The 23,923-nt window shown below is 36.1% G+C and carries 19 protein-coding genes and 1 pseudogene; 5 read left to right on the top strand and 15 right to left on the bottom strand.

The annotated features are described in order from the left end of the window. The 10 genes from LLS04_RS03900 to LLS04_RS03855 form a co-directional block, all read right to left on the bottom strand. Positions 1-1,392, bottom strand: a complete 1,392-nt coding sequence (locus LLS04_RS03900; RefSeq protein WP_003775925.1) for a CdaR family protein — start codon at positions 1,390-1,392, stop codon at positions 1-3. Next, complete coding sequence (gene cdaA / locus LLS04_RS03895) at positions 1,373-2,533, bottom strand: diadenylate cyclase CdaA (RefSeq protein WP_323612036.1); 1,161 nt, start codon at positions 2,531-2,533, stop codon at positions 1,373-1,375. Before cdaA ends, LLS04_RS03900 begins: the two co-directional genes overlap by 20 nt. 122 nt (positions 2,534-2,655) lie before the next feature. Continuing rightward, positions 2,656-4,338, bottom strand: a complete 1,683-nt coding sequence (locus tag LLS04_RS03890) for an ABC transporter ATP-binding protein (RefSeq protein ID WP_323612034.1) — start codon at positions 4,336-4,338, stop codon at positions 2,656-2,658. Further along, positions 4,325-6,019 carry an ABC transporter ATP-binding protein gene (locus LLS04_RS03885; protein WP_323612031.1) on the bottom strand — a complete coding sequence of 565 codons (1,695 nt, stop codon included), beginning with the start codon at positions 6,017-6,019 and terminating at the stop codon, positions 4,325-4,327. The genes LLS04_RS03890 and LLS04_RS03885 overlap by 14 nt, the downstream gene beginning before the upstream one ends. 87 nt (positions 6,020-6,106) lie before the next feature. Beyond that, on the bottom strand, positions 6,107-8,053 hold the full coding sequence (locus LLS04_RS03880; RefSeq protein ID WP_323612029.1) for a DUF2207 domain-containing protein: 1,947 nt from the start codon (positions 8,051-8,053) through the stop codon (positions 6,107-6,109). A 42-nt stretch (positions 8,054-8,095) separates the two neighbouring features. Continuing rightward, positions 8,096-8,650 carry a LemA family protein gene (locus tag LLS04_RS03875; protein WP_013852455.1) on the bottom strand — a complete coding sequence of 185 codons (555 nt, stop codon included), beginning with the start codon at positions 8,648-8,650 and terminating at the stop codon, positions 8,096-8,098. A gap of 134 nt (positions 8,651-8,784) precedes the next feature. Further along, on the bottom strand, positions 8,785-9,225 hold the full coding sequence (gene smpB / locus LLS04_RS03870; RefSeq protein WP_323612026.1) for an SsrA-binding protein SmpB: 441 nt from the start codon (positions 9,223-9,225) through the stop codon (positions 8,785-8,787). Continuing rightward, a complete protein-coding gene (gene rnr, locus LLS04_RS03865) occupies positions 9,200-11,389 on the bottom strand; it encodes a ribonuclease R (protein ID WP_323612024.1) in 2,190 nt (729 codons plus the stop codon). Before rnr ends, smpB begins: the two co-directional genes overlap by 26 nt. Before the next feature lie 30 nt (positions 11,390-11,419). Next, positions 11,420-11,647 (bottom strand): preprotein translocase subunit SecG, encoded by a 228-nt coding sequence (secG, locus tag LLS04_RS03860; protein WP_003775940.1) that lies wholly within the window; start codon positions 11,645-11,647, stop codon positions 11,420-11,422. Between the two features lie 241 nt (positions 11,648-11,888). After that, positions 11,889-12,095, bottom strand: coding sequence for a helix-turn-helix domain-containing protein (locus tag LLS04_RS03855; RefSeq protein ID WP_013852454.1), 207 nt, complete (start codon positions 12,093-12,095; stop codon positions 11,889-11,891). A 300-nt stretch (positions 12,096-12,395) separates the two neighbouring features. On the opposite strand from LLS04_RS03855, the gene LLS04_RS03850 reads away from it, so the two are divergent. Both LLS04_RS03850 and nrdG read left to right on the top strand, forming a co-directional pair. After that, positions 12,396-14,747: an anaerobic ribonucleoside triphosphate reductase gene (locus LLS04_RS03850; protein ID WP_323612022.1), complete on the top strand. Its 2,352-nt coding sequence runs from the start codon at positions 12,396-12,398 to the stop codon at positions 14,745-14,747. Further along, a complete protein-coding gene (nrdG, locus tag LLS04_RS03845; RefSeq protein WP_323612021.1) occupies positions 14,737-15,282 on the top strand; it encodes an anaerobic ribonucleoside-triphosphate reductase activating protein in 546 nt (181 codons plus the stop codon). Before LLS04_RS03850 ends, nrdG begins: the two co-directional genes overlap by 11 nt. Before the next feature lie 196 nt (positions 15,283-15,478). On the opposite strand, the gene LLS04_RS03840 is transcribed toward nrdG, so the two are convergent. Next, positions 15,479-16,210, bottom strand: coding sequence for a tyrosine-protein phosphatase (locus tag LLS04_RS03840; protein ID WP_323612020.1), 732 nt, complete (start codon positions 16,208-16,210; stop codon positions 15,479-15,481). Positions 16,211-16,453: 243 nt separating this feature from the next. Here LLS04_RS03840 and msrA point away from each other — a divergent pair, with 243 nt between their 5' ends. Continuing rightward, positions 16,454-16,984, top strand: a complete 531-nt coding sequence (gene msrA / locus LLS04_RS03835; protein WP_323612019.1) for a peptide-methionine (S)-S-oxide reductase MsrA — start codon at positions 16,454-16,456, stop codon at positions 16,982-16,984. 387 nt (positions 16,985-17,371) lie between these two features. On the opposite strand, the gene LLS04_RS03830 is transcribed toward msrA, so the two are convergent. Both LLS04_RS03830 and LLS04_RS03825 read right to left on the bottom strand, forming a co-directional pair. Beyond that, positions 17,372-18,640 (bottom strand): glucose-6-phosphate isomerase, encoded by a 1,269-nt coding sequence (locus LLS04_RS03830; protein ID WP_323612133.1) that lies wholly within the window; start codon positions 18,638-18,640, stop codon positions 17,372-17,374. Positions 18,641-18,712: 72 nt separating this feature from the next. After that, positions 18,713-18,988, bottom strand: a pseudogene (locus LLS04_RS03825) (S1 RNA-binding domain-containing protein); the annotation flags it as partial. Between the two features lie 93 nt (positions 18,989-19,081). On the opposite strand from LLS04_RS03825, the gene LLS04_RS03820 reads away from it, so the two are divergent. Continuing rightward, a complete protein-coding gene (locus LLS04_RS03820; protein ID WP_003775955.1) occupies positions 19,082-19,546 on the top strand; it encodes a divergent PAP2 family protein in 465 nt (154 codons plus the stop codon). After that, the gene (locus LLS04_RS03815) at positions 19,543-19,782 is read left to right on the top strand and encodes a NifU family protein (protein ID WP_003775957.1); all 240 of its coding nucleotides are present in this window, start codon (positions 19,543-19,545) and stop codon (positions 19,780-19,782) included. The genes LLS04_RS03820 and LLS04_RS03815 overlap by 4 nt, the downstream gene beginning before the upstream one ends. Before the next feature lie 63 nt (positions 19,783-19,845). Here LLS04_RS03815 and LLS04_RS03810 read toward each other — a convergent pair whose 3' ends face one another. Both LLS04_RS03810 and LLS04_RS03805 read right to left on the bottom strand, forming a co-directional pair. Next, the gene (locus LLS04_RS03810; protein ID WP_323612018.1) at positions 19,846-21,651 is read right to left on the bottom strand and encodes an ABC transporter ATP-binding protein; all 1,806 of its coding nucleotides are present in this window, start codon (positions 21,649-21,651) and stop codon (positions 19,846-19,848) included. Beyond that, entirely contained in the window at positions 21,638-23,803 is a 2,166-nt protein-coding gene (locus tag LLS04_RS03805; RefSeq protein WP_323612017.1) for an ABC transporter ATP-binding protein, read from the bottom strand. Before LLS04_RS03805 ends, LLS04_RS03810 begins: the two co-directional genes overlap by 14 nt. Between the last annotated feature and the right edge of the window lie 120 nt (positions 23,804-23,923).

Below are 23,923 nucleotides of genomic sequence, written 5' to 3'. Positions count from 1 at the left end.
TTATTTTCTAAAACTAAATACAGCTGTTTCTTTTGTTGATTTTACTGTGTAGAGAGACGATGTTGGATCGTTGTATTCTACATAGAGTTTAACCTCTTGATTATCACCTGGTTCAATGTCACGCATATCAATATATACTTTAACGTTTTCAGGTTTGAATTTTTCAATATTTTCTTTGGTTCCAAATACTTCTAATGATGTCGTTGTTGCTGTTTTTTGATCGCCAGATGTGCCTGGTGAAATCTTCAACTGATTAACATTGTGTACAAATAGAATTGGAATATCGTCAAATTTCTTAGTTTCACCCTCGCCGAGCTTGATATCAAAGTTTACTTTTGAAACTGTACCATGACGAACTCCGGATGGAAGGCTAATGTTATGAACGAGTTTCGTATCTTTTGTGAGACCACTCGCTTGAATTGGAACTTTAATTTCTTCAATACTATCAAGAACCGATTGTTGGGCGTAAATTGTCATCGCTTCGTTATCCATTGATAACGATGCAATCGCCTTACCTTCTGGAATATCTCCTTGGAAAACTGGCTTAATCGGAACTGTTTTATTAGGTGATGTTACATCTACCTTCGCTTTAACTGTTTTCGGCAATACATCCACCGTCGTTAAACGTTCACCTTGTTGGTTATAAGCTACGATTTCTGCGTCAGTAGTAAACTGTTCAGTTTGGCCACTAACATCAATTAATGCTTTTACGAATGCTACTTGTGACATTGTTTCTTTCGACGCTTTAATCGTTACATCTTGTGTCTCTAACTCTGGCGTACCCAATACATATTGGCTTCCAAGTTTGTTTTGGTTAACGAATTCAGTACTTAACGTCATACGTTTTGCTTCTTTGATTCGAATCGTTACATTAGCAGAAGCCGGTGTAATTGTTGTTCGAATACGAGCTGACGTTATATTTGTTTTGTAGTTAACTTGATGTGTTCCTTCTGCAAGGCCACTCAAATCTAATTCGACTTTAAGATCATTTTGAGGGTTTACCATTGAAATATCACTATAATCCCCAAATACGATGACATCAACTTTCTCATCAAAATCTACAACTTCATACATCTCAGAGTTATACTTTACAACAACTGGGACATCTGGAATTTGACGAGCTTGATTTACTGGAGATGGCGTGGATGCAGATACATTGAATGCAAAATAAATAAGTAATGCAACTGCGAATGCCACGAGTTTAGCGTGACGTGGATTAAAGAGAATTCGGTCAAACCATGCACTTAACCAACGAAGTACTCGAAGGAATGCATCTCCAATCGATTCGGTTAAATTCGTAATTTTTTCGGATCTTTCTGCGATAATCTGTGCAAGCTCAAGTTTATCCTCAGAATCAAATTTCTTATTTTTCTTATCTTTCTTCGGACTCATTTGGCTCACCTCCTTCATCGTTTAGTTTCTCTGATGAATTCGTATCATCTACGATCGTTACTGGTTCCTCAACATCGGATGTTTTTGAATCTTCATCCTGTGACGAATGATCTTGATTGCTTGTTAAGTCTTGTACGTTCTCTGTTGACTTATCTTTTGTATCAGCATCCTTAGGTGTCTTCTTGAAGATACCCATTAATTTTGAAAAGTCTCGCTTTTCCACATTTGTTTCTGTAGGTTCCGTCGATTTAAGGTTTAAATCCGAACTATCAACCTTCTCAATTTTAATTGGATCAACGTTTAATTTTGATAAATTAAATTTACGTTGTTTACGATGAGCACCTAAACTCTGACTTACTTCTTTTTCGCTATTTTGGATTAGAAGATTGAGGTATTCTCGTAAGCTTGCAGCATCCATTTCTCGAAGTTTTCCACCTTCAGCAATCGAAATTGTTCCCGTTTCTTCGGATACAATAATTGTTACTGAGTCTGTAACTTCACTTAACCCAATCGCAGCACGGTGACGCGCACCATAGCGAGTTGGTAAATCTTGAGCAGTCGGAGGGAAATAAGCTGACGCGCATGCAATGCGATCCCCTTGTATTATTACTGCACCATCATGGAGCGGTGTCGACGTAACAAAAATAGAACATAAGAGTTCCGAGGTAACGGATGAATTAATTGGTGTACCCGTTTTAATATAATCTGCTAAAGAGTGACCTTGTTCGAGTGTAATAAGTGCACCTGTTTTTCGTTCTGCAAGCACGGTTGCTGCATCAACGAGTTCATCCACAAGTTTTTCTTTCTCATTACCGGATAAAGAATGGAGTGCTGAAAAAACGGATGTTTTTCCGAGTCTTTCCAACATAGCTCGGATTTCCGGCACAAAAATAATGACTACGACTAAGAATCCATATTGAATCAATAGATCGAGTAGAGCTTTTAATGTAGTGAGGCTTAGTTTATGAGCAACAAAGCGCATCGCAATGATTAATACGATTCCTTTGAAAATCTGAACAGTTCGAGAATTATTTCTAACAATTCTCAAAATGTAATAAACCAAAACCCAAATAATTGAAAAGTCTACGATAGCCTTTAAACTATTGATGATTGATTGAAATGTTATTAAGGCAAATGGCATAAGAACCTCCTTATTCTCACTAATTATATCACGCTATCGGTGAATATTCATGACTGTCTATAAGAATACCATATTTTGTGTTTTTATTAAATATATTCATTAGATTGTCACATAACTTCACATCAGTATTGACTCATGTAAAGTTCATGGTAAAACCCTTTAAGTTCCATAAGTTCCTGATGGGTACCTTGTTCTACGAGTCTTCCAGATTTCATTACTAGAATCATATCCGAATCCGTAACAGTTGAGAGTCTATGAGCTACAAAAAACGTTGTGTGCGATTTCATAATTTGAGTGAACACGTTTTGAATATGTCGTTCTGTAACGACATCGACACTACTGGTCGCTTCATCCAGGATAATTATCGGAACATCGACTAACAGAGCTCGAGCAATCGTGATGAGTTGCTTTTGACCCAATGACATATTTTTGGATCCAGAGGTGACGCGAGTGTCATATCCATCATCGAGTGAAATAATATATTCATGACATCCTGCTTGTTTTGCAGCACGCACAATTTCTTCTTCTGTCGCCATTGCATTTCCATAGGAAATGTTGTCACGAATGGTTCCTTCAAATAACCATGGATCCTGTAAAACGATTGACATTGTATGACGAATGCTTGCACGAGAAACTTCATCCACTTTTAAGTTGTCAATTAAGATTGATCCTGAATCCACATCGTAATAACGCATCAATAGATTTAACATCGTAGATTTACCAGCTCCTATAGGACCGACAATTGCGACCTTACTTAAAGGCTTGATATTCAAACTTAAGTTTTCAATAATTGTATTCTTTCCATCATATGAGAAGTTTACATTTTCAAAAGCAACAGTTTTACCTTCTAATTTTTCTTCATGTTCACAATCAATTTGATTTTCTTCATCAAGAATTTTTTGTAAACGCCCATAACTCGCCTTAGCAGCAATTATTTGCGAAATAATCGCACTAAACTCATTGAATGGTTTAGAGAACATCATTGAATAACTTAGGAAACTTGTCATAAGTCCAATTGTTAATGTATTATTCAATACACCAAAAGCACCTGTTAATCCTAATAATACATAAGATAAATTATTCATTAATCGTGTTGTAGGATTTGTGAGGGCCGACATAAACTGTGCTTTTTCACCTACTTTATTTAGTGATTCATTGATGAACGAAAATTCGCGGATTGCCTGGTCTTGATAATTACTTGTAAGAATTAACTGGTAATTGTCAACAAATTCAGATGTTCTACCACTAAGCTTTCCCGAAAGTTCCTGTTGTTGTTGAAAGTATCCATACGATTTTCGCGAAATCACTTTAGAAGTAAAGTAGACAATCGGAACCATCACAAACACGACGAGACTCATCACAATATTTATGCGAATCATATAAAACGCCGCTACTAAAACAACAAAAACCCCTCCTAGAAACTGAGTTAACAAGAGATAAAGCCCATCAATAATAAGTTCGCTGTCCATTACAAACAAATTTTGAATATCACCCTGTGCGTGCTGATCGATAAAAGAGATTGGTAAGCTCGTGACTTTATGCATGAGTTTTGACCTTAAATCCGAAACAAATCGAACAGAAAAACGATTTGCCATGCGATTGGTTGCCCAACTTAGTATGAAGTGAATCATATAAGCAATCGCTGTATAACTTAACATTTCAATCGCATATTTTAGATCAACATTTTGGTATCCCACCATGCCATCAATTGCTTTACCAAGAAAATAGGGTGTGATCACTAAAGCAATGCTTGAGATGATACTTGCTAGAATGCAAGATAGGAGTAGTTTTCTATTTTTCTTCATGTGTATCCTCCTCTTGCAATGCGTAGATGCGTTGATATAAATCGCAACTTTCCAGAAGCGATTCATGGCTTCCTTGTGCAATAATTGTTCCATTATCAATAACAATAATACTTTCTGCGTTCATAACCGAACTTGTTCTCTGGCTGATAATGATTTTAGTGCTTTGTGCATAATAACGTTCTAAATTCTCACGAAGTCGTTTATCCGTGAGATAATCGAGAGCACTGAATGAGTCATCAAAAATCAACAGACTCGGTTTTTTGGCAAGTGCTCGCGCAATACTCAGTCGTTGACGTTGACCACCCGAGAAGTTTGTCCCTCTCTCTTGAACTTTTACATCTAATCCCTTTTCCAGTAACTCTTTCCCCTCGGCATGTTCTAATGCCTTCACAGCATCACTCTCTTGACCCATTTGGATATTATCTTCCATCGTCACACTCAAAAATGAAGCACTTTGGGATACATAACCTATCCGATTACGTAGTGAGGCAACAGAATAAGATGTTATATCTTTATCATTAATTTTAAGGGTTCCTTCACTTACATCGTATAATCGAGGTAGTAATTTTACCAAACTACTTTTTCCACTCCCAGTAAGACCAATTATTCCTAAAGTCTCATTTGGATTGATTTTCAAATTAATATTCTTTAATATTTTGCGATTTGTATGGGGATACGCAAACGAAACATTTTGAAATTCAATTTTTATCGGTCCCTCCGAAAGAATCGTTTCTCCAGATACATCCATTGTTGGCTCTAGATGGAGAATCTCATTAACTCTTTTCTTTGAAGTATACCCTCTCGCAAAAATCATAACCAAATTCATAAAAACGATGAGGGTCATGACAAGTTGAGTACAATAGTTTATAACTGCCACCATTTGCCCTTGCGTCATCATTCCCTCATTGATTTGTAGGGCGCCCGAATAGACGAGAACAACAAGTACCAAATTCATCATAAAAGAAGTCAAGGGACTCGAAAGTGTTGATACAAATCCTACCTTTAATTGCTTCTGTTCTAACAGATTATTACGGTTTTTAAAATTTTCAATTTCACGATCAGTTTGGGAAAACGCACGAACAATTCTAACACCACTTAAGTATTCTTTAACCTTATGACCAACTTGATCAAGTGTTGTCTGTGCATCGAGATGATAAACCATTGAGAACCTCATAAATAGGCCTACAACAAGAAGGAAAAGAGGAAGAGCGATCATTAACTGTTTGCCTAACATTGGGCTAAGTTGGTAGAGCGCGTACAAGCTCCCTAACATGATCATCGGAGCTCGAACTGCTAGACGAATTGTCTTAGCAATCATTTCCTGAATTTGATTAACATCAGTTGTAACACGAGTTGTCAACATTGAACTTGAAAATAAATTTGTGTCTCCAAGAGACAGAGTGTTAATTTTTTCAAACAACGAAAGACGAATACGACCCCCAACTTGCTGTGAAATTTGAGATGCCAAATATTGACAGACAATTGAAGACATATAACCTAATATCGTGAATAGAAACATGTATCCGCTTATTTTATAAATGTATTTCAAGTCATTTCCTGCGATACCGACATCAATTAATTTTACCATTAGTAATGGTAAAAACAATTCAAAAACGGCTTCAATAAATTTAAAAAAAATTGCAATTATCGTTTTGAATTTGTAACCTTTAAAAAAATCCATCGTAACCCCCTATGTTCAATACTAATATTATACCTTATATTTCAATTTCCTGAATATAAAGAAAAAAGCATCTCTTTTGAGATGCCTTTACCAGCTTCCGCCACCAGTTCCACCAAATCCACCACCGGAGAATCCGCCGCCACCGCCGCCGGACCCAAATGAGCCACCTCCGCCCGATGAAGCGGTAGGAGCTGGGATTGAAACCATTGATGATTGTAAGGTATTCATCGAACGGCTCAATGAATGCCACATATAGTAGGATGTGAAATTAGGTTGAGACGAAATATACCAGTCAGGTTGTTGAATGGCAATTGACTCAAATTTCTTTGACCAAACATCTGTGACCCCAAGTACATATGCATAAGGGAGAATGTCATAGAATATTTCGGGAGTCTCTTCAACTAACGCTTCAATTCTACTTTGTTCAGCGACTTCAATAAACCGCTTGAGTCCTAAAATTTGTCCGTACCACTCAGAACCAATCTGAGTTCTTCGCCCCATATTTGCAACACTCACAACACTTACTAAATAAAATATGTAAGCTAAGAGCATTGGAATCGGATTTTTAAAACCCCATCCAGTCGCAAAGGTTAAAGCAACTGTCGCGATTGCACTAATAACAATAAACAAGATCGACATGCTTTTGGGTTTACGAGTACCTGCAACACCGTCAAAAGATGTAGCATAATATCCGAAAATACCTAAAACCATAAAAAGACCGTAGCCCATAATTCCAAAGATATAAGCATCATCTTCAATTCCCATACGTGCATATCCGACAGATGCTAATACAATTGAAATACCAATTGGCGCTAAAAACATTCCAATAGATTTCAAGACTATAGATTTTCTTGAAAAAACACGTTCCTCTTTGTTTTGTCTAAATCTTAAAGATAAAGACGCTGTGGCATTGCTAATCACATTACCAAATTTCGTATTGAGTTCTTTTGTAGTTACTTCTTCTCTATTTTTAAAGAGCGCATTAAATACACGCAACTCTTCGCGATTTCGTACATCTGATAACTCAGCAATCTTAGTTAACTTAATGTTAGTTCCTTTTTCATCCAACTCTTCAATCGTTAGGTAACCTTTTGAAGCCCAATAAATAATTAAAGAAACAATATCGTTAGATTTTGAATAGCCACGATAAACATACCCTATTTCAGCACTTGATAAACCATAAGGTGCACTGAATTCTACCGTCTCCACAACAGGATACTCACGTCCATATTTTAGGAAAAGAACAGAAATAATGAGAGCGAGAATTCCTGAAATTGTCACCGTGATTGGTGTTTTATCAAAAACAGGAAATTCAAAATAATTGTGTGGTAAATCTAACCAAACCGTTAAAGCCTGCTTATAAAGAGGTTGGTCAAATGATCCAGTAATTGTCGTTCCATCTACTCTATAGTTCACAGGCAAATTATCACTTGTTGCGTAAAATTTTGGGTTCGATTCAAATTCCTTCGGCATTTGGATTTTGAATGATGTTTTCATCATTGGGAAATCCCAATTTTTTGTAATTAAATTCTGATATAACAGATCGCCTCGAGATAATTCCAAGTCTCTTGTATTAACGACATATGAAAATTCAAATTGTTGAGAACCTTCTAGATATTTCCCAGGTGTCCCAATTTTTAATACAGCTCCATCACTATTATGATCAATATCAACCTCACGATTCTTCACTCGGATGTCGGATGTTGGGAAAACATAATCTTTTTTTCCTTCGCCAAAGTCATAATCATTATAACGGTCGGAAATTGTTACAAAAATCCCTTGTCTTGGCTCGTGGAAATATGCATCCAAGACAATATTGATATTTATGCGACCATCTTCTTTAACATCCATAGTAATATCAAATGATTCCCCAACTACTGGAAATCCATAATCCTTATAATGATTCTGAATATCTGAAGAAGTTGGGTCGGGTAAACTCACTGCATTGCTCTTTGTCTCATTTGCCGATAAAGGAGTTATGAAAAGTGTTAAAGCTAACACCATAATAAATAACAACTGTTTTATGCGTTTCATAAAATAATCCTCCTTATAAAAAAAGGGAGTAACCTCCCTCAATTAAAACTGAACTTTAACGTTTTGACGTTCTGACTCATTATCAACTTCATAAAGAGGTTTGCGTCCAAATCCAAACATATTCGCAAAAATATTTGTAGGGAATGTTTCACGCTTTGTATTATACTGACGTGTTACACCGTTATAGTATTTACGGGATTGCGCAATTTCTGTCTCAATTGTTTTAAGTTGACCTTGTAAATCCATAAAGTTTGTATTTGCTTTAAGATCAGGGTAACTTTCGGTAAGTGCAAATAAGCGTCCCATTGTCTTGCTTAAATCACCTTCTGCAGCTAATTGTTCTTCCATGCCTTGAGCATTTACAGCCTTATTACGAGCCGCAATAACATTTTCGAGTGTATCTTTCTCATGTCCTGCATAACCCTTTACCGTTTCTACAAGGTTCGGAATTAAATCGTAACGTTTTTTCAAATATACATCCATTGTTGAGAAAGCTTCCTCAACCATATTACGAAGTTTTACTAATCCGTTGTAAGCTGAAATTGCAAACAATGCAATTACAACCACAATTGCTAAGATTATCATCCAAAGTTTCATAATCAACACCTCCATGTGTTATCTAGATAGTACAACTTAATCCCAAATAAGTCAATTATTCATATTTTTCGTTATTGCATTTATAAGTTTGTTGAGAAAGATACTTCACCTAAAAAAAGAAGCATAAATGCTTCTTATCGTTTCATAGCTTTTTCGATATCTCTTTTTATACTTCGTTCCTTTTCAACTTGACGTTTGTCGAAGAGGTGCTTTCCTCTCGCAGTTGCAATTTCAAGTTTTGCACGACCACGTGATAAGTGAAGATCTAGAGGAACGATTGTATATCCTTGAAGTTGTTGCGCTTTAACAAGTTTCTCTATTTCATGCTGATGCAGAAGTAACTTGCGTTCGCGCGTTTCATCATGATTGAACCGATTTCCTTGTTCAAACTGCGCGATGTGCATTCCTTTAATAAATGCCTCACCGTTCACGATCGAAATAAAGGCATCTTTTAACTGGACTTTGCCTTGACGAACAGATTTTATTTCTGTACCCGTCAAAACAAGTCCAGCCTCATAACGATCTTCAATAAAGTATTCATGAAATGCTTTACGATTTTTTGCGACGACGGTCATTAATTCTTCGCCCCTTTCGCTTATCGGTATTTCTTGACTCACTCGGACGGTCTTTTGATTTGAACCCATCCTTTCTTGAATCTGGTTTTCGACGACTCATTTTCTTCTGACCAATAATCTCAAAATTCACAACATGCTCAAGATCATCGACCGAAACAAGTTTAACTTTAAGTTTTTGACCAATCGAATACGTTCTACCCGTACGTTCGCCAATCATTTTTTGTGAAGGTCCATCAAATGTATAGAAATCATCATTTAGATTTCGCACATGAATAAGTCCTTCGACAGTATTTGGTAATTCCACAAAAATTCCAAAATTACTAATTCCACTAATAAAGCCAACATATTCTTCACCAATTTTGTTAGACATAAATTGAGCTTTCTTAATTTTTTCAACTTGACGCTCAGCATCTAAAATCGAGCGTTCTTTTTTAGATACATGTAATCCTGCTTCAATCGTAAATTGCTCATCTTTTTCTAATTTCGAAAAATCATGTTTCACTGCATATTGTTTAATGCGTTGGTGGAGTAATAGATCCGGATAACGACGAATCGGTGACGTAAAGTGTGTATAGTCTTCTAATGCGAGTCCAAAATGGCCGAGCGGTTCTTGACTGTACTTAGCTTTGGTCATTGATCGCAACATTAAACGGGATACAACAGGATATTCAGGCTTCCCTTCAAAGAATTTTAATGCTTTTTGAATTTCTTTTGGTCGAATTTCTTCAAGATTTCCTTTCAGTCGGTACCCTAAAATACGAAGTGTATGACTTAATTCCTGCATCTTTTCACGGTCTGGTGCTTCGTGAACTCGATATAGTACAGGTATTGATTGGTAACGACAGTGTTGTGCCACAACCTCATTCGCAATAACCATAAAGGATTCAATCATTTCTTCAGCTTCGCCACGTTCTCTTAAGAAAATATCTAATACATTTCCTTCATGATCGATTACAAATTGACTTTCGGCACTATCAAAACCAATTTGACCTGCTTGGTTTCGCTTATACTGAAGACGTCGTGCGCAATCGAGCATCATACTGACCATTTCTTGAACTTCACCAAGATCTGGTGACGTATTTACTTCTTTATAACTCATACGACGTTTAGAACAAATAACGGATTCATAGATGTTATAGTCAATAACTTCACCCGCATAGCTAATATCTATTTGGCATGTCATTGTTAATCGATCCACATTTGGATGTAATGAACAAATACCGTTTGAGAGTTCTTTCGGTAGCATTGGTACCACGCGGTCAACCATATAAACTGAAGAACTTCGTTCGTATGCACTTTGATCTAAAGCGGTTTGCGGTTGAACATAATGTCCTACATCCGCAATATGAACATACAGACGGTATCCCCCATTTAAAGCTTCCATATAAATTGCGTCATCTAAATCTTTTGCATCCTCACCATCAATCGTAATAACGTACTGATCGCGGTGATCCATACGGTGCTTTGTCTCATTTTGATCAATTTCGGTAGGTACATTTTTAATCTCGTCTAAAACTTCTTGTTTAAAATCGTTATCAATACCGTAAACAAAGAGAACACTTAAAACATCCATCCCTGGTTCATCAGCTTGCCCTAATACTGAAATAATGTCTACATGAATGCGTTCCCCAACGGAAGTTATTCGACCAATACAACGATCATTCTCTTTTAAATCAAGATTTAACGCATCATATTCAACTTTAAATGTAATCTTATTATCATAAGGAATGAAGAATAGTTTCTTCCCGTCTTTCTTCATCGTTCCTAAAATAACATCGCGATTACGTTTTACTGATTTAATCACAACACCAAATCGTTTTTCATTACTCTTGATTTCAAAAAGCACATCATCCATATCGAGTGCACCGTTAAAATCGTCTTTACCAATATAAAACGAATCACTTATCGTTTCCGCAAAAGCGAACGTTTCTCGGACAACACGAAAAGAACCAATACCATACTTCACATTATCGATATAGTAAAGATCTTCCCCATCGATGACAATCTCTTTACTTAAAGACATTTCTTCAAGCACTTCATCAATTTCACCAACATTTATTTTTTTGCTTTCAACTACGCTCTCTATAAACGCACTTAATAACACTTTTTCTTTTAATGACTCTAATTGAGTCTTCACTGCTTCATAATTTTTATATTTACTCATAAAATAAAAACCGCTTTTTAGCGGTTTCTCCTATACTTGTGTTTTAAGGATAAACAAAACAAGAGCGAAGAATACAATTCCTGCACCCATCGTTAAATTAGATATAACCTTTTCTGCCCCACGTTCTTTTGTGTTCGAGAATAAGTCTAATCCTTTTCCGCCTGAAAAGGCTCCTGTAAATCCTTCTGATTTTCCACTTTGTAATAGAGATAAAACAATTATAACCGCAGATATGATTAGTAATAATACTTTTGCCATAATATCCAACCTTTTCTATCTTTTCTAGTCTAATTTTAACAAATATTCATTCAAAATACAATTTATTCTTATATATACCAAAAACAACGCATGATATACCAACTTTTATTCCCACGAATCTAACCGGCACACAAATAATATTATCGGAAAAATCAGACTATCCTTATATAATAAAACCAAGAGATACTTCTCTTGGTTCTAAATAAGTATCACGAATCGATAACCCCTCACCCATTCACCACTAGATATCATATACAAACTCTAGGATATCCCGTGGTTGACACTTCAACTCTGTGCAAATTGCGTTCAATGTTGAAAATCGAATCGCCTTGACACGAGAGTTTTTTAATTTCGAAAGGTTCACTTCAGAAAGTCCTGTTCGTTCAGACAATTCTTTGAGCGTCATTTTACGATCTGCCATGACCCGATCTAGTCTTACAATTATCACTTCGTCACCCCTATCTTTCTAATTTGATTATATCACACAATGATAATCATCATATATTTGCATAATCTTCGTTTTTAAACTGCATAACGCATTATAACCTAAAAAAAACTAAAAAAACATGAATGTTTCTTGAATTGCTAATGATAAACGTTAAATAATATACGTTTTTACTTGTGAAGTAGTGTACTAATCGTTTGTAGGCCCTTTTCATCTTGGCAAGATTTCCATCTAAATGTATGATAGATATACAAGATAATCATGGATAAAAGTCCGTGATTGATACACTGCAGGAGGAAAAAAATGGAAGGATTAGAACACTTAGAAAAAATCACGATACTAAAGCGTGATAACCAGAAAATGAAATTTAATGGTGAAAAAATTGCAATCGCAATCAAAAAAGGATTTGATTCCCTTGAATCAAATAAATATTCCAATGATGATGCAAATCATGTCTACATGGAGGTTTTGAAGCAAATTGAAGAAATCGCGACACATGAAGACTATATTTCCATTGAACATATTCAGGATTTAATTGAACGTGAACTTCTCCGTCAAAATTATACCGATGTATATGAGTCTTTTTCTCAGTACCGTAATCGACGCAATGAATCACGAAAAATTTTCATCTCAAAACAACATAAATTTCTTAAAGCGATTGAGAAGTTAAATCAAAAAGAAGCTGTTGATGAAGATTCAAAACGTGAGAATGCGAACGTTGATGGTAACAGTCCGATGGGTATGATGCTGCAGTTTGGATCAACCGTCTCTAAAGAATTCGCAAAAGCATATCAAATGAGCGAGGACTATTACGAAGCACATGATGCAGGACAAATTCATATACATGATATGGATTTTTTACCAATGGGAACTACAACATGTAATCAAATTAATCTCGAACAATTATTTGAGAATGGATTTTCTACAGGACACGGTCATTTACGTAAGCCGAAAGATATCATTTCTTACGCTGCACTTGCAGCAATCGCAATTCAGTCAAACCAAAATGATCAACACGGTGGACAAAGTATCCCTGCATTTGATTATTATATGGCTCCCGGTGTACTTGCAACATTTAAGAAACAATTTAAACAAAAATTATATGATTTTTTAGAAGTTACAGAGCACCTCGAGGAAGTAGACTTTAATAAAATTATTAAACATATTGATCAACTCCCATCAATTACCGTTGATATTCAATCATTTGAACCTTTGATGAAGAAAGACGCTACATTAATGGGCTTGCTTGATAAAGCTTATGATAAAGCACTACGAACAACCGATCGTATTACATTTCAAGCTATGGAAGCATTTATCCACAATTTAAACACGATGCATTCTCGTGCTGGTGCACAAGTACCTTTTAGTTCAATTAACTTCGGAACTGATATAAGTCCAGAAGGAAGAATGGTAATGGAGAACTACCTCAAAGCACTCGATAAAGGGCTAGGTAAAGGTGAAACCCCTATTTTTCCTATTTCAATTTTTAAGATTAAAGAAGGTGTTAATTACTACCCTGAAGATCCTAACTACGACCTTTTTAAACTTGCAATCAAAACATCCGCTAAACGACTCTTCCCGAACTTCTCATTTATCGATTCACCATTTAATAAACAATATTACAAAGATGGTCGCTACGAAACAGAAATTACTTACATGGGTTGTCGTACACGTGTGATGGGCGATGTTACAGACCCAGAACATGAAGAAGTTACGGGACGTGGTAACCTAAGTTTTACTTCTATAAACCTTGTAAGACTTGGAATCAAGCACGGTATTCTTAATCATGAAGAACCGGACTTTGATGGGTTCTATAAAGAACTTGAGCATCTCATGGATCTTGTTAAAGATCAATTGCTTGAACGATTCGAAATTCAATGCAATAAATCGGTATCGAATTTCAAATTTCTCCTCGGTCAGGGTGTTTGGAAAAATTCAAAGGATCTTAAACCAAAAGACAACTTACGCAAAGTATTGAAACACGGTTCACTTGCTTTCGGATTTATTGGTCTTGCAGAGTGTCTAAAAGCGCTCACAGGCTCACACCATGGTGAGAGTGAAGAATCACAACGTATTGGACTTGAGATTGTTGGATTTATGCGAGATCCAGCCGATAAGTATACTGAAGAAGAACAGTTAAACTTCTCGCTAATCGCAACTCCTGCTGAAGGTTTATCAGGTCGTTTTGTTGGCATTGACCGATCCATTTTCGGATCAATTCCAGAAGTGACTGACCGAACATACTATACTAATTCATTCCATGTTCCTGTTTATTATGATATTTCAATCAAAGATAAATTGGCTATTGAGGCACCGTACCATGCCCTTACAAACGGTGGTCATATCACCTACGTAGAACTTGATGGCGATACTACTCAAAACCTTGAAGCCTTTGAGGAAGTTGTACGTATGATGCACGATAACGAAATTGGTTATGGTGCAATTAACCACCCTGTCGATCGTGATCCACTTTGTGGATTCACCGGAATTATCAATGAAGAATGCCCTAGTTGCGGGCGTTTAGAAACTGATGGTGATTATGGGTTTGAACGTATTCGACGTATTACTGGGTACCTTGTTGGAACCTTGGATCGATTTAATGATGCGAAACGATCTGAAGAACATGATCGTGTAAAACATCGTTATGAAGATTAGACTCGCTTCCTTTATTTCTGACTCCATAGTTGATGGTGAGGGGATACGCTCTGTGGTTTTTACACAGGGCTGTCCTCACAACTGTCCTGGATGTCATAATCAACGCTCAATTCCCTTTGACGGTGGAGAGCTTATTGAGGTTGATGAAGTTATTAATCAAATTCTAGAAGCTGATTTAAAACGAGTCACATTTTCTGGTGGTGAACCTTTTGTACAGGCTGAGCAACTCTATTTGATTGCGAAAAGATTAAAAAAAGAAGGATATAATCTATGGTCTTATAGTGGTTACACCTTTGAAGCCCTCTTACGACATCGTGATCCTTATGTTCAGAAATTTTTATCACAACTTGATATTCTCATTGATGGTCGCTTTCTAATCAAGAAAAAAAATCTTGCCGCTCTATTTAGAGGTTCAACAAACCAACGCATAATTGATGTACAAGCATCGATTCAAAAAGGCGAAGCGATCATTGCCGAAAAATATCGTGATGAATTCTCAGAAGAAACAGAACGCGTTCATGATATCTTTATATAAAAAAAACACCTTAGCGAACTAGGGTGCTTTTTTTATATTAAGGGGAAAGAATTCTGTATGAATATTATTGTTGTTGTTATTCATAAGGGGATATGAATATTTTGGAGAAGAGGTTCATACAGGTAAGATTTCTTCTTACACCTAGAGTATACAAAATAATTGTGTTATTGATACTCCAAAACTATGTTAGATTATGTTATCGTTCAGTATAGCGTTCGCGCAATGCTTCCAACTTTTCTGAATCCAGTCCATACTCCGCTTCGAAATAAGTTTCATACGATCCATATTTTTCAATAATAGCTGTAAGTGCACTTTTTAGATATCCCGGCTTAATAATGAGCCCTGGAACTTTATAGAGTAATGTTTCTACTGTGCGTCCTTCTTTAAGACGACGTACTTCATTCTCAAAAATTGCGTCATACGCTTCCATAGAAAGCATGTAATCATAAACAATCGCATCTTCATGCATACCTAGAGCTAATTGGATTAACGCTGTCGCAACGCCTGTTCGGTCTTTACCAGCAGTACAATTATGTAGATAAGGTACTGCATCATCTTCTTGTAAAACTTTGAACACATTTTGATAAGCGGGGTTTGAAAACGGTAATTTTTGGTAAAACTCAATCATACTCTCCGAAGATAACACTGTATAAGGTACACTTGGATCTTCTTCAAACCCTCCGAGATGTAACGATGCGGATATATCATGAACATTCTTTGCAAGACCTTCCTTGCGTTCATCCTTATCCAACTCAGTTGGTTCTCTAAAATCATGTAAATTTTGAATGTTTAATGTTTTAACGTAAGCACGGTCTTCTTCAGTCAAATCACGATAAGAACCGGAACGATAAAAGATACCTGTTTTAATTTTTCGACCATCTTTAGTGGGATATCCACCAAAATCTCTAAAGTTTATTAATTCACTCATAGCAATTCCTCCATTTAAGCATTGTATCATAAATCACGTTTTAACGTAAAATTAACAATCCCTTCATCATATTATAACGATTATACACTATATTATTAAATAGAGCACATGCTCATAGAATAATATCGACTCCATGATAGTATTCTATCCCAGCTTAGACCACTGGGCTAAGGCACGTAAAGTGCCTTTTACTTTAGATATACACCTTAATTATGGTATCGTTTAAACATAGGAGGTACTACAATGAGAAATCCATACACACGAGAACTACGTACAATATTTGTTGCTGGAGGGTGTTTCTGGGGTGTCCAAGAATACTATAAGCGATTAAAAGGTATCGAGAATACGGCAGTTGGTTATGCAAACAGTAATCAAGAGAACATTTCATATCAAGAAGTTTGTTCGGGAAAGACAGGTGCTGTAGAAGCTGTAATGATTCAATACAATCATGCAGTGATCTCACTTGATGAAATCGTCAGTCACTTATTTCGAATTATAGACCCTACCAGCCTCAACAAACAAGGTAATGATATTGGGACACAATATCGTACTGGGATCTATTATGAACAGGAAAGTGATCAAGAACATCTTGAATCGCTGTTAACAACATATCAAGAGCACTATTCAAAACCCTTAGCGGTTGAAGTGCTACCACTATTAAACTTTACAAGAGCTGAAGAAGAGCACCAAGATTATCTTGAAGTCCATCCTGGAGGCTACTGCCATATTGATTTTTCACTCGCAAAAAGTTCCGAGTTGAAGCAACAACAATAATCTTAAGGACGAGCTATGTCATGAAATTTGTGGAAGTTTAATAATATTTTCACATATTCACTCTTTAAGTGTTTAACACGATACAAATAGAAGTCGATTGTGTGTGAATTCAACCTTTTGTTGATTCACATAATAAATCCTACTATATAATATTTATGTGAATTAGATTTTGATTTAATTCAGTATGATATCATCTTTGGTAGGATGATTGATTCTAATACTCAAATCGTTTAATCTCATCTAAGTTATCGATTAAACACAACTCCCTTTTTCAACAAAAGGTTTAATTAAGGCAATTGTGCCTGTCCTTAATTAAAATATTCCCTTCAAGTGTAATTCGAATGGAATCATAAATAATAAAAAACCACCAAATCTGGTGGTTTTTTATTATTTACCTAAAAGCTTAAACATATTTTTCTTATAAACTTCAACACCGGGTTGATCAAATGGATTCACATCCAACATATACACCGACATTGCAAGTGCTTTAAAGAAGAAGTACATCGTATAACCTAAGTTCTCTTCATTTGCTTCATCAATATGAATAAGAACATTGGGCACACCACCCGTTACTTCATGTGCTTCTAAAGTTCCTTCAAATGCTTTTTCATTAATCCAATGCAAACTCTTCCCTGCCAAATAATTCATTTGGTCTAAGTCATCCGATTCAGTCGGAACGACCATATCGGCAATAGGTTTATCCACAAGAACTACAGTCTCAAATAAAATTTTATTCCCATCTTGAACAAATTGTCCCATTGAATGAAGGTCTGTTGAGAAATTTACGCTTGCAGGTAACAAGCCTTTCCCATCTTTCCCTTCAGATTCACCAAAGAGTTGTTTCCACCATTCTGCGAGAAACACAAGATGTGATTCATAACTTACGAACATTTCCACCGTTTTACCTTTTTTCTCAAGCATACGACGCACGACTGCGTATACATATGCAGGATTAGAAGATAAATCAGAATTATTTAACTCAAATGTTGCTTTCTTGACACCCGCCATAAACTTATCGATATCTAAGCCTGCTGCTGCCATTGGTAACAAGCCCACAGGAGTAATCACTGAGAAACGACCACCAATATCATCTGGAATTACAAACGATTCATATCCCTTGGCATCTGCCTGCGGTTTTAATAATCCTCGTTCTTTATCCGTCGTAGCATAAATTCGTTTAGAAGCTTCATCGCCATATTTTTCTTCCATAAACTGACGAATCATTCTAAATGCTAATGCTGTTTCGGTTGTAGTACCGGATTTGGAAATTACATTACATGCAACTTCTTTATCTTTAATATAGTCTAGAATACGAACTACAGAAGTTGATGAGAATGTATTCCCAACATAAATAATCTCTAAATCATTTTTGGGGAAAGGGCCTTGAATCATTTCAATCGCAGCACGACTTCCCAAATAAGAACCGCCAATTCCACAAACAAGTAAAACTTCAGCTCGATCTTGAATTCGTTTTGCACATTCTTTAATACGTGCAAATTCTTCAACATCATAGCGTTCTGCCCAATCAAGCCAACCCAGGTAATCATTACCTTTACCGCTTCGTGAATGAATCATATCATGAATACGACTCACTTCGTCTTGATAACTTAATACATCTTCTTCTAATAAAGCATGTTTTAAATCTACTCTAATCATTGGATTCTCCTTTTCCGATAACCACTGAGGCATCATATCCGCAAGCGTTTCAAAGCCAATGGTATCACTTGGAACTAAAGGTCTCTTGTGATCTTTTGACTGACGATCTTTACGTGAAGAGTAATTCAATGCTTTCAACGAGAGTCGTAATTGATGTGGTCCTTCGCTCACATCAATAATTTTCGCAATGATACGTTCACCTTGGCTCACAAATTGGCGAATATCACGCACAAAATCATCTGAAATCTCAGATATGTGAATTAATCCAGTTGTATTTTCATCGATTGAGACAAAGGCTCCATAAGGTTGAATTCCTGTAATGGTCCCCTCAACAATCTGTCCGTTCATATACATTCTTTTCATAAATCTCTACCTCAATAACATTGTTATTATAACACAGTATCTAATGTATGATATAATAACTTCCGAAGAGGTGACCACATGAGCGATAATTTTTACCCCATTATTTCTGCACTTGTTGCAAATATTTTAGCTCAAGTTCTTAAACCATTTTTCCACTATTTAAAAACAGGCGAAAAGAACTTAAGTATGATTTTTGAAAGTGGTGGCTTTCCAAGTTCCCATACCGCTCTTGTTATTGGTTTAACACTTGCGCTTGGCTACCAGTCTGGATTTTCTTCGCAATATTTCTTCATTTCACTTGTCTTTTCATTAACGGTGATCTATGATGCTGCGAATGTACGTTACTATGCCGGACAGAATATTAAAATAACAAAACAATTAATTCAAGATATTGAAGTCTTAACTCAAACAACATTAGAGAATCCAATTTATAGACAAAAGATAAAAGAAGTCCTCGGCCATAAATGGGTTGAGGTCGTTGGGGGATTTTTACTCGGATTTATAACTGCATCATTACTATACTTTATGAGGATACCATCATGACCCTAGAAGAACGCATTATTGAATCCCTCGATAAAATTCGTCCCTACATCCAACGTGATGGTGGTGACATGGAGTTTGTTAGTGTTGATGAAAACGGTGTTGTGACCGTTAAACTCCTTGGAGCTTGCATTGGTTGTGGATTAATCGACTATACTTTAAAAGGTGGCGTAGAGGCTTTACTAATGGATGAAATTCCAGAAGTAACAGGTGTTATTGCCCAAGATTACTTTGAATGAGAACTCCGGTTCTCATTTTTTTATCCATTCGCCTCGATTATAAAAAAAGACTAGGGATTTTCCCTAGTCTTCTTCTGAAAATTGACTGTTATAAAGTGTTGCATAGAAACCATTTTGAGCAAGGAGCTCATCATGACTTCCCTTTTCAACAATATCACCTTTATCCATAACAAGGATTAAATCGGCATTCTTAATTGTTGATAGACGGTGCGCAATAATAAAACTTGTGCGTCCTTCCATTAAAACATCCAACGCTTTTTGAATAAGTACTTCTGTTCGTGTATCAACGGAACTAGTGGCCTCATCGAGGATAAGTATTTTCGGATCGGCGAGAATTGCTCGAGCAATCGTTAATAATTGCTTTTGACCCTGAGAAATATTCGTTGTTTCTTCATTAAGAACTGTTTGATATCCCTCTGGTAGAGTTCGTACGAAGTAATCAACTTGAGCTTTCATTGCAGCTTCATGTACTTCTTCATCCGTAGCATCCAGTTTACCATAACGAATATTTTCATTAATTGTATCACTATACAACCAAGTATCTTGAAGAACCATACCGATTAGGTTACGAAGATCCTCTCGTTTAATATCACGAATGTCATGATCATCAATCTTAATGGCTCCAGACGTTACATCATAGAATCTCATCAAGAGTTTAACAATAGTCGTCTTACCAGCACCCGTTGGACCTACAATCGCAATTTTTTGACCTGGTTTAACATCAGCACTGAAGTCATTGATAATTGTAACATCTGTATCGTATCCAAAATTCACATTTTTAAAGGATACATGACCTTCTACCTTACTTACATCAATAACTGTTTCTGCATCTTCAACTTCTTCCGGTTCTTCTAAATAGTTAAAGACACGTTCCGCAGCAGCAAGAGATTGTTGGAACGTAGAGGATAAGTTACCCAATTGCGCAATCGGGTTCATGAAACTTCTCATATATTGAATGAAAGATTGAATATCCCCAACACTGATAATTCCTCCTGATGCAAAATATCCTCCAAGAATACTTACTACCACGTAACCGAAGTTACCCACGAAGTTCATAATTGGGTGAATCATCCCGGAAAAGAAACTACTCTTCCAAGCTGCATCATATAAATTATTGTTGTGATCATCAAATTCCGCAATCGATCGTGCTTCACCATTGTATGCTTTCACAACAACATGGCTACCATACATCTCTTCAATATGCCCATTGAGTGATCCCAGATATTTTTGTTGATTTCTAAAGAATACTTGTGATTTCGACATAATAAAGAAAATGAGTCCAAAAGATAGTGGCAGTACCAATAATGCTGCTAAGGTCATTTGCCAGTTAATCGAGAACATCATGTAGAGAATCCCTACGATGGTCGTGATGGAGGTAATAACTTGAGTAATACTACTTGTTAAGTTTTGATCGATTACATCGATGTCATTTGTAACAAGTGACAGAACTTCTCCTGTTGTCGTTCCATCAAAATACTTCAAGGGTAATTTTTCGATTTTTTCATGCATACGTTTACGAAGATCGTATGTTAAGTCACGTGAAATACGTGCCATAATCCATCCTTGAATATAGCTAAAGAGTAAACTAGCAAGATAGATTCCAAGAAGCCATAATACGATCCCTTTGATTTTTTCAAAATCAACCGAACCAACTCCTTGTACTTTAGCCATTAATCCCTCAAATAAAACGGTCGTTGCTTGTCCCATAACTTTTGGACCAACAATTGTAAAGATGGTTGATAATAATGCAAAGATTATAACTATAATCATTTTTACTTTAAAGGGCTTAATCAGTGCAATCATTTTTTTAAGAACTGCTTTAGAATTTTCTGGTTTCGAAGGTTTTACTGAAGCGTTATTTTGATTCATAATTTAATTCCTCCTCCGATAATTGTGATGATGCGATTTCATAGTATGTTGGACAAGATTTCAATAACTCATTATGAGTCCCTTTACCTACGATCCGTCCTTCATCTAAAACGATAATTTGGTCTGCATCCATAATTGTGTTTACACGTTGTGCAACGATTAACAGTGTTGCATGGTTTAAGTTCTCATGAATTGATTTACGTAAGAGTTGATCTGTTTTAAAGTCTAAAGCAGAAAAACTATCATCAAAAATAAAGATTGAAGCATCTTTGACAAGTGCTCTTGCGATGCTTAGACGTTGTTTTTGTCCACCTGATACGTTTGTACCACCTTGAGCAATTTCATAATCAAGCCCATCTTTTTTATCTAGAATAAAATTTGCCTGTGCGATTTCAAGTGCCTTTGTGACTTCTTCATCCGTTGCATCTTCTTTACCGTAAACGAGGTTTGATTTTGCAGTTCCAGTAAGGAGTACACCTTTTTGCGGTACATAACCGATTTCTTCACGTAAATCATGAGTCGATACATCTTTAACATCAACACCATTTACCTTAACCGTACCTGAAGTTACATCATAGAAGCGTGGCACTAAGTTAATTAGGGTGGATTTTCCAGAACCAGTAGATCCGATAAATGCGGTCGTCTCACCAGGTTTTGCGACAAAGTTAATATCGTGAAGAACATATTCGTCTGCGTCACCATATTTAAAGTCTACATTTTCAAATTCAACAAGACCACGGTCTGAAGCATTAAATGCTTTTGCTTCATTTGGTTCATGAATTGTATTTTCAGTATCGAGTAATTCATTAATTCGATTCAATGATACTACTGCACGTGGTACAAAAATAAACATCATCGCGATCATTAAGAATGACATAATAATTTGCATTGAATATTGCATAAACGCCATCATATCACCAATTTGAAGAATTCCTTCGGCGATTTGATGTGAACCAAACCAGATGATCGCAAGCATTGTCGCATTCATGAGGAAGTTCATCAGTGGCATCATTAACGACATTACACGGTTAATAAAGAGTGCGAGATCAGCACGCTCTGAGTTTGCTTTATCAAAACGTTTATTCTCAAAATCTTTATTACCAAATGCGCGGATAACCATAACACCGCTTAGATTTTCTCTAAACACTAAGTTCAATCGGTCCACGAATTTTTGCATAACCTTAAATTTAGGTACCGCAACAAAGTAAATAACAACTAAAAATGAGAGTAATGCTGCGCATGTTACGACAATAATCCATGTCATCGATGTATCACGTTGAGAGATCATAATAATTCCCCCAATTGCCATGATTGGTGCATAGAAGAACATGCGAATTCCCATAGTAATCATTTGTTGAACTTGGTTTACATCGTTAACGGTTCGAACTACCATTGACGAAGATGAAAATTTATCAAATTCCTCAGCTGAAAAACTCTGAACTTTTTCAAAAATTTCCTTACGAAGATTCTTTGAAAAACCTGATCCAATTTTAGCGGATACAAATGCAACTGCAATTGTAGCGATCATACCAATAATCGTAATACCGATCATTCCGCCACCTTTTTTTAGAATATATTGATTTTGCATTGTTGGAATATCTTTTCCGAGTTCTTCATAGAACATTTTTGCGAAAACGACACCTGTTTGTTGTTTCAAACTGTCTTCCATGCCTGCAGCTTTTGTGTATGCTGCTTCCTTAACCGCTGGATCCATGTACTTAAACATAGGCGTTAGAGCATACATTTGTTTGATATCAAAATCATCGGTAATTTTGCCACTTAATGCCGGCATCTCCGATTCTGAACCTTCACCAAGATTCATTAAGGTCCAAACACTTTCTCCTACGAGAATATCTGTTGCTTCGCGATCAATATTTTGTTTAATAACATATCGATCTCCGCTCATTTCATACGATGATGAGAATGCTTGACCTTGTTCTTGTGGCAATATCGCTACAATTAAGTCATGACCATCTTTGCTTATTTCATCGGGACTTGCATGTTCAACACCGTTTTGTTGAATACCAACATTAACAATATGAGACATGTAGTTGGGTAACTTCAAATCCGCGAAAGCTTGGACAAACAAGAACGCAATTGAAATGAGTATTGCACCTAAGAATGGTTTTAAATTTTTTAGGACTCGTTTCATATACTAACCTCTTTCTTATCTATGCATATCTTAGCACATCAAAGTTTAGGTTATTTTTTTTAACCCTCACATTAAAGATGTTTCAAAAATATTACATATAATTGTACATTATCGATATAA

Origin of the sequence: Erysipelothrix enhydrae, from assembly GCF_035066605.1 — a bacterium.
GTDB classification, from domain to species: Bacteria; Bacillota_I; Bacilli_A; order Erysipelotrichales; family Erysipelotrichaceae; genus Erysipelothrix; species Erysipelothrix amsterdamensis.
This window is presented reverse-complemented; position numbering and strand designations above follow the sequence as displayed.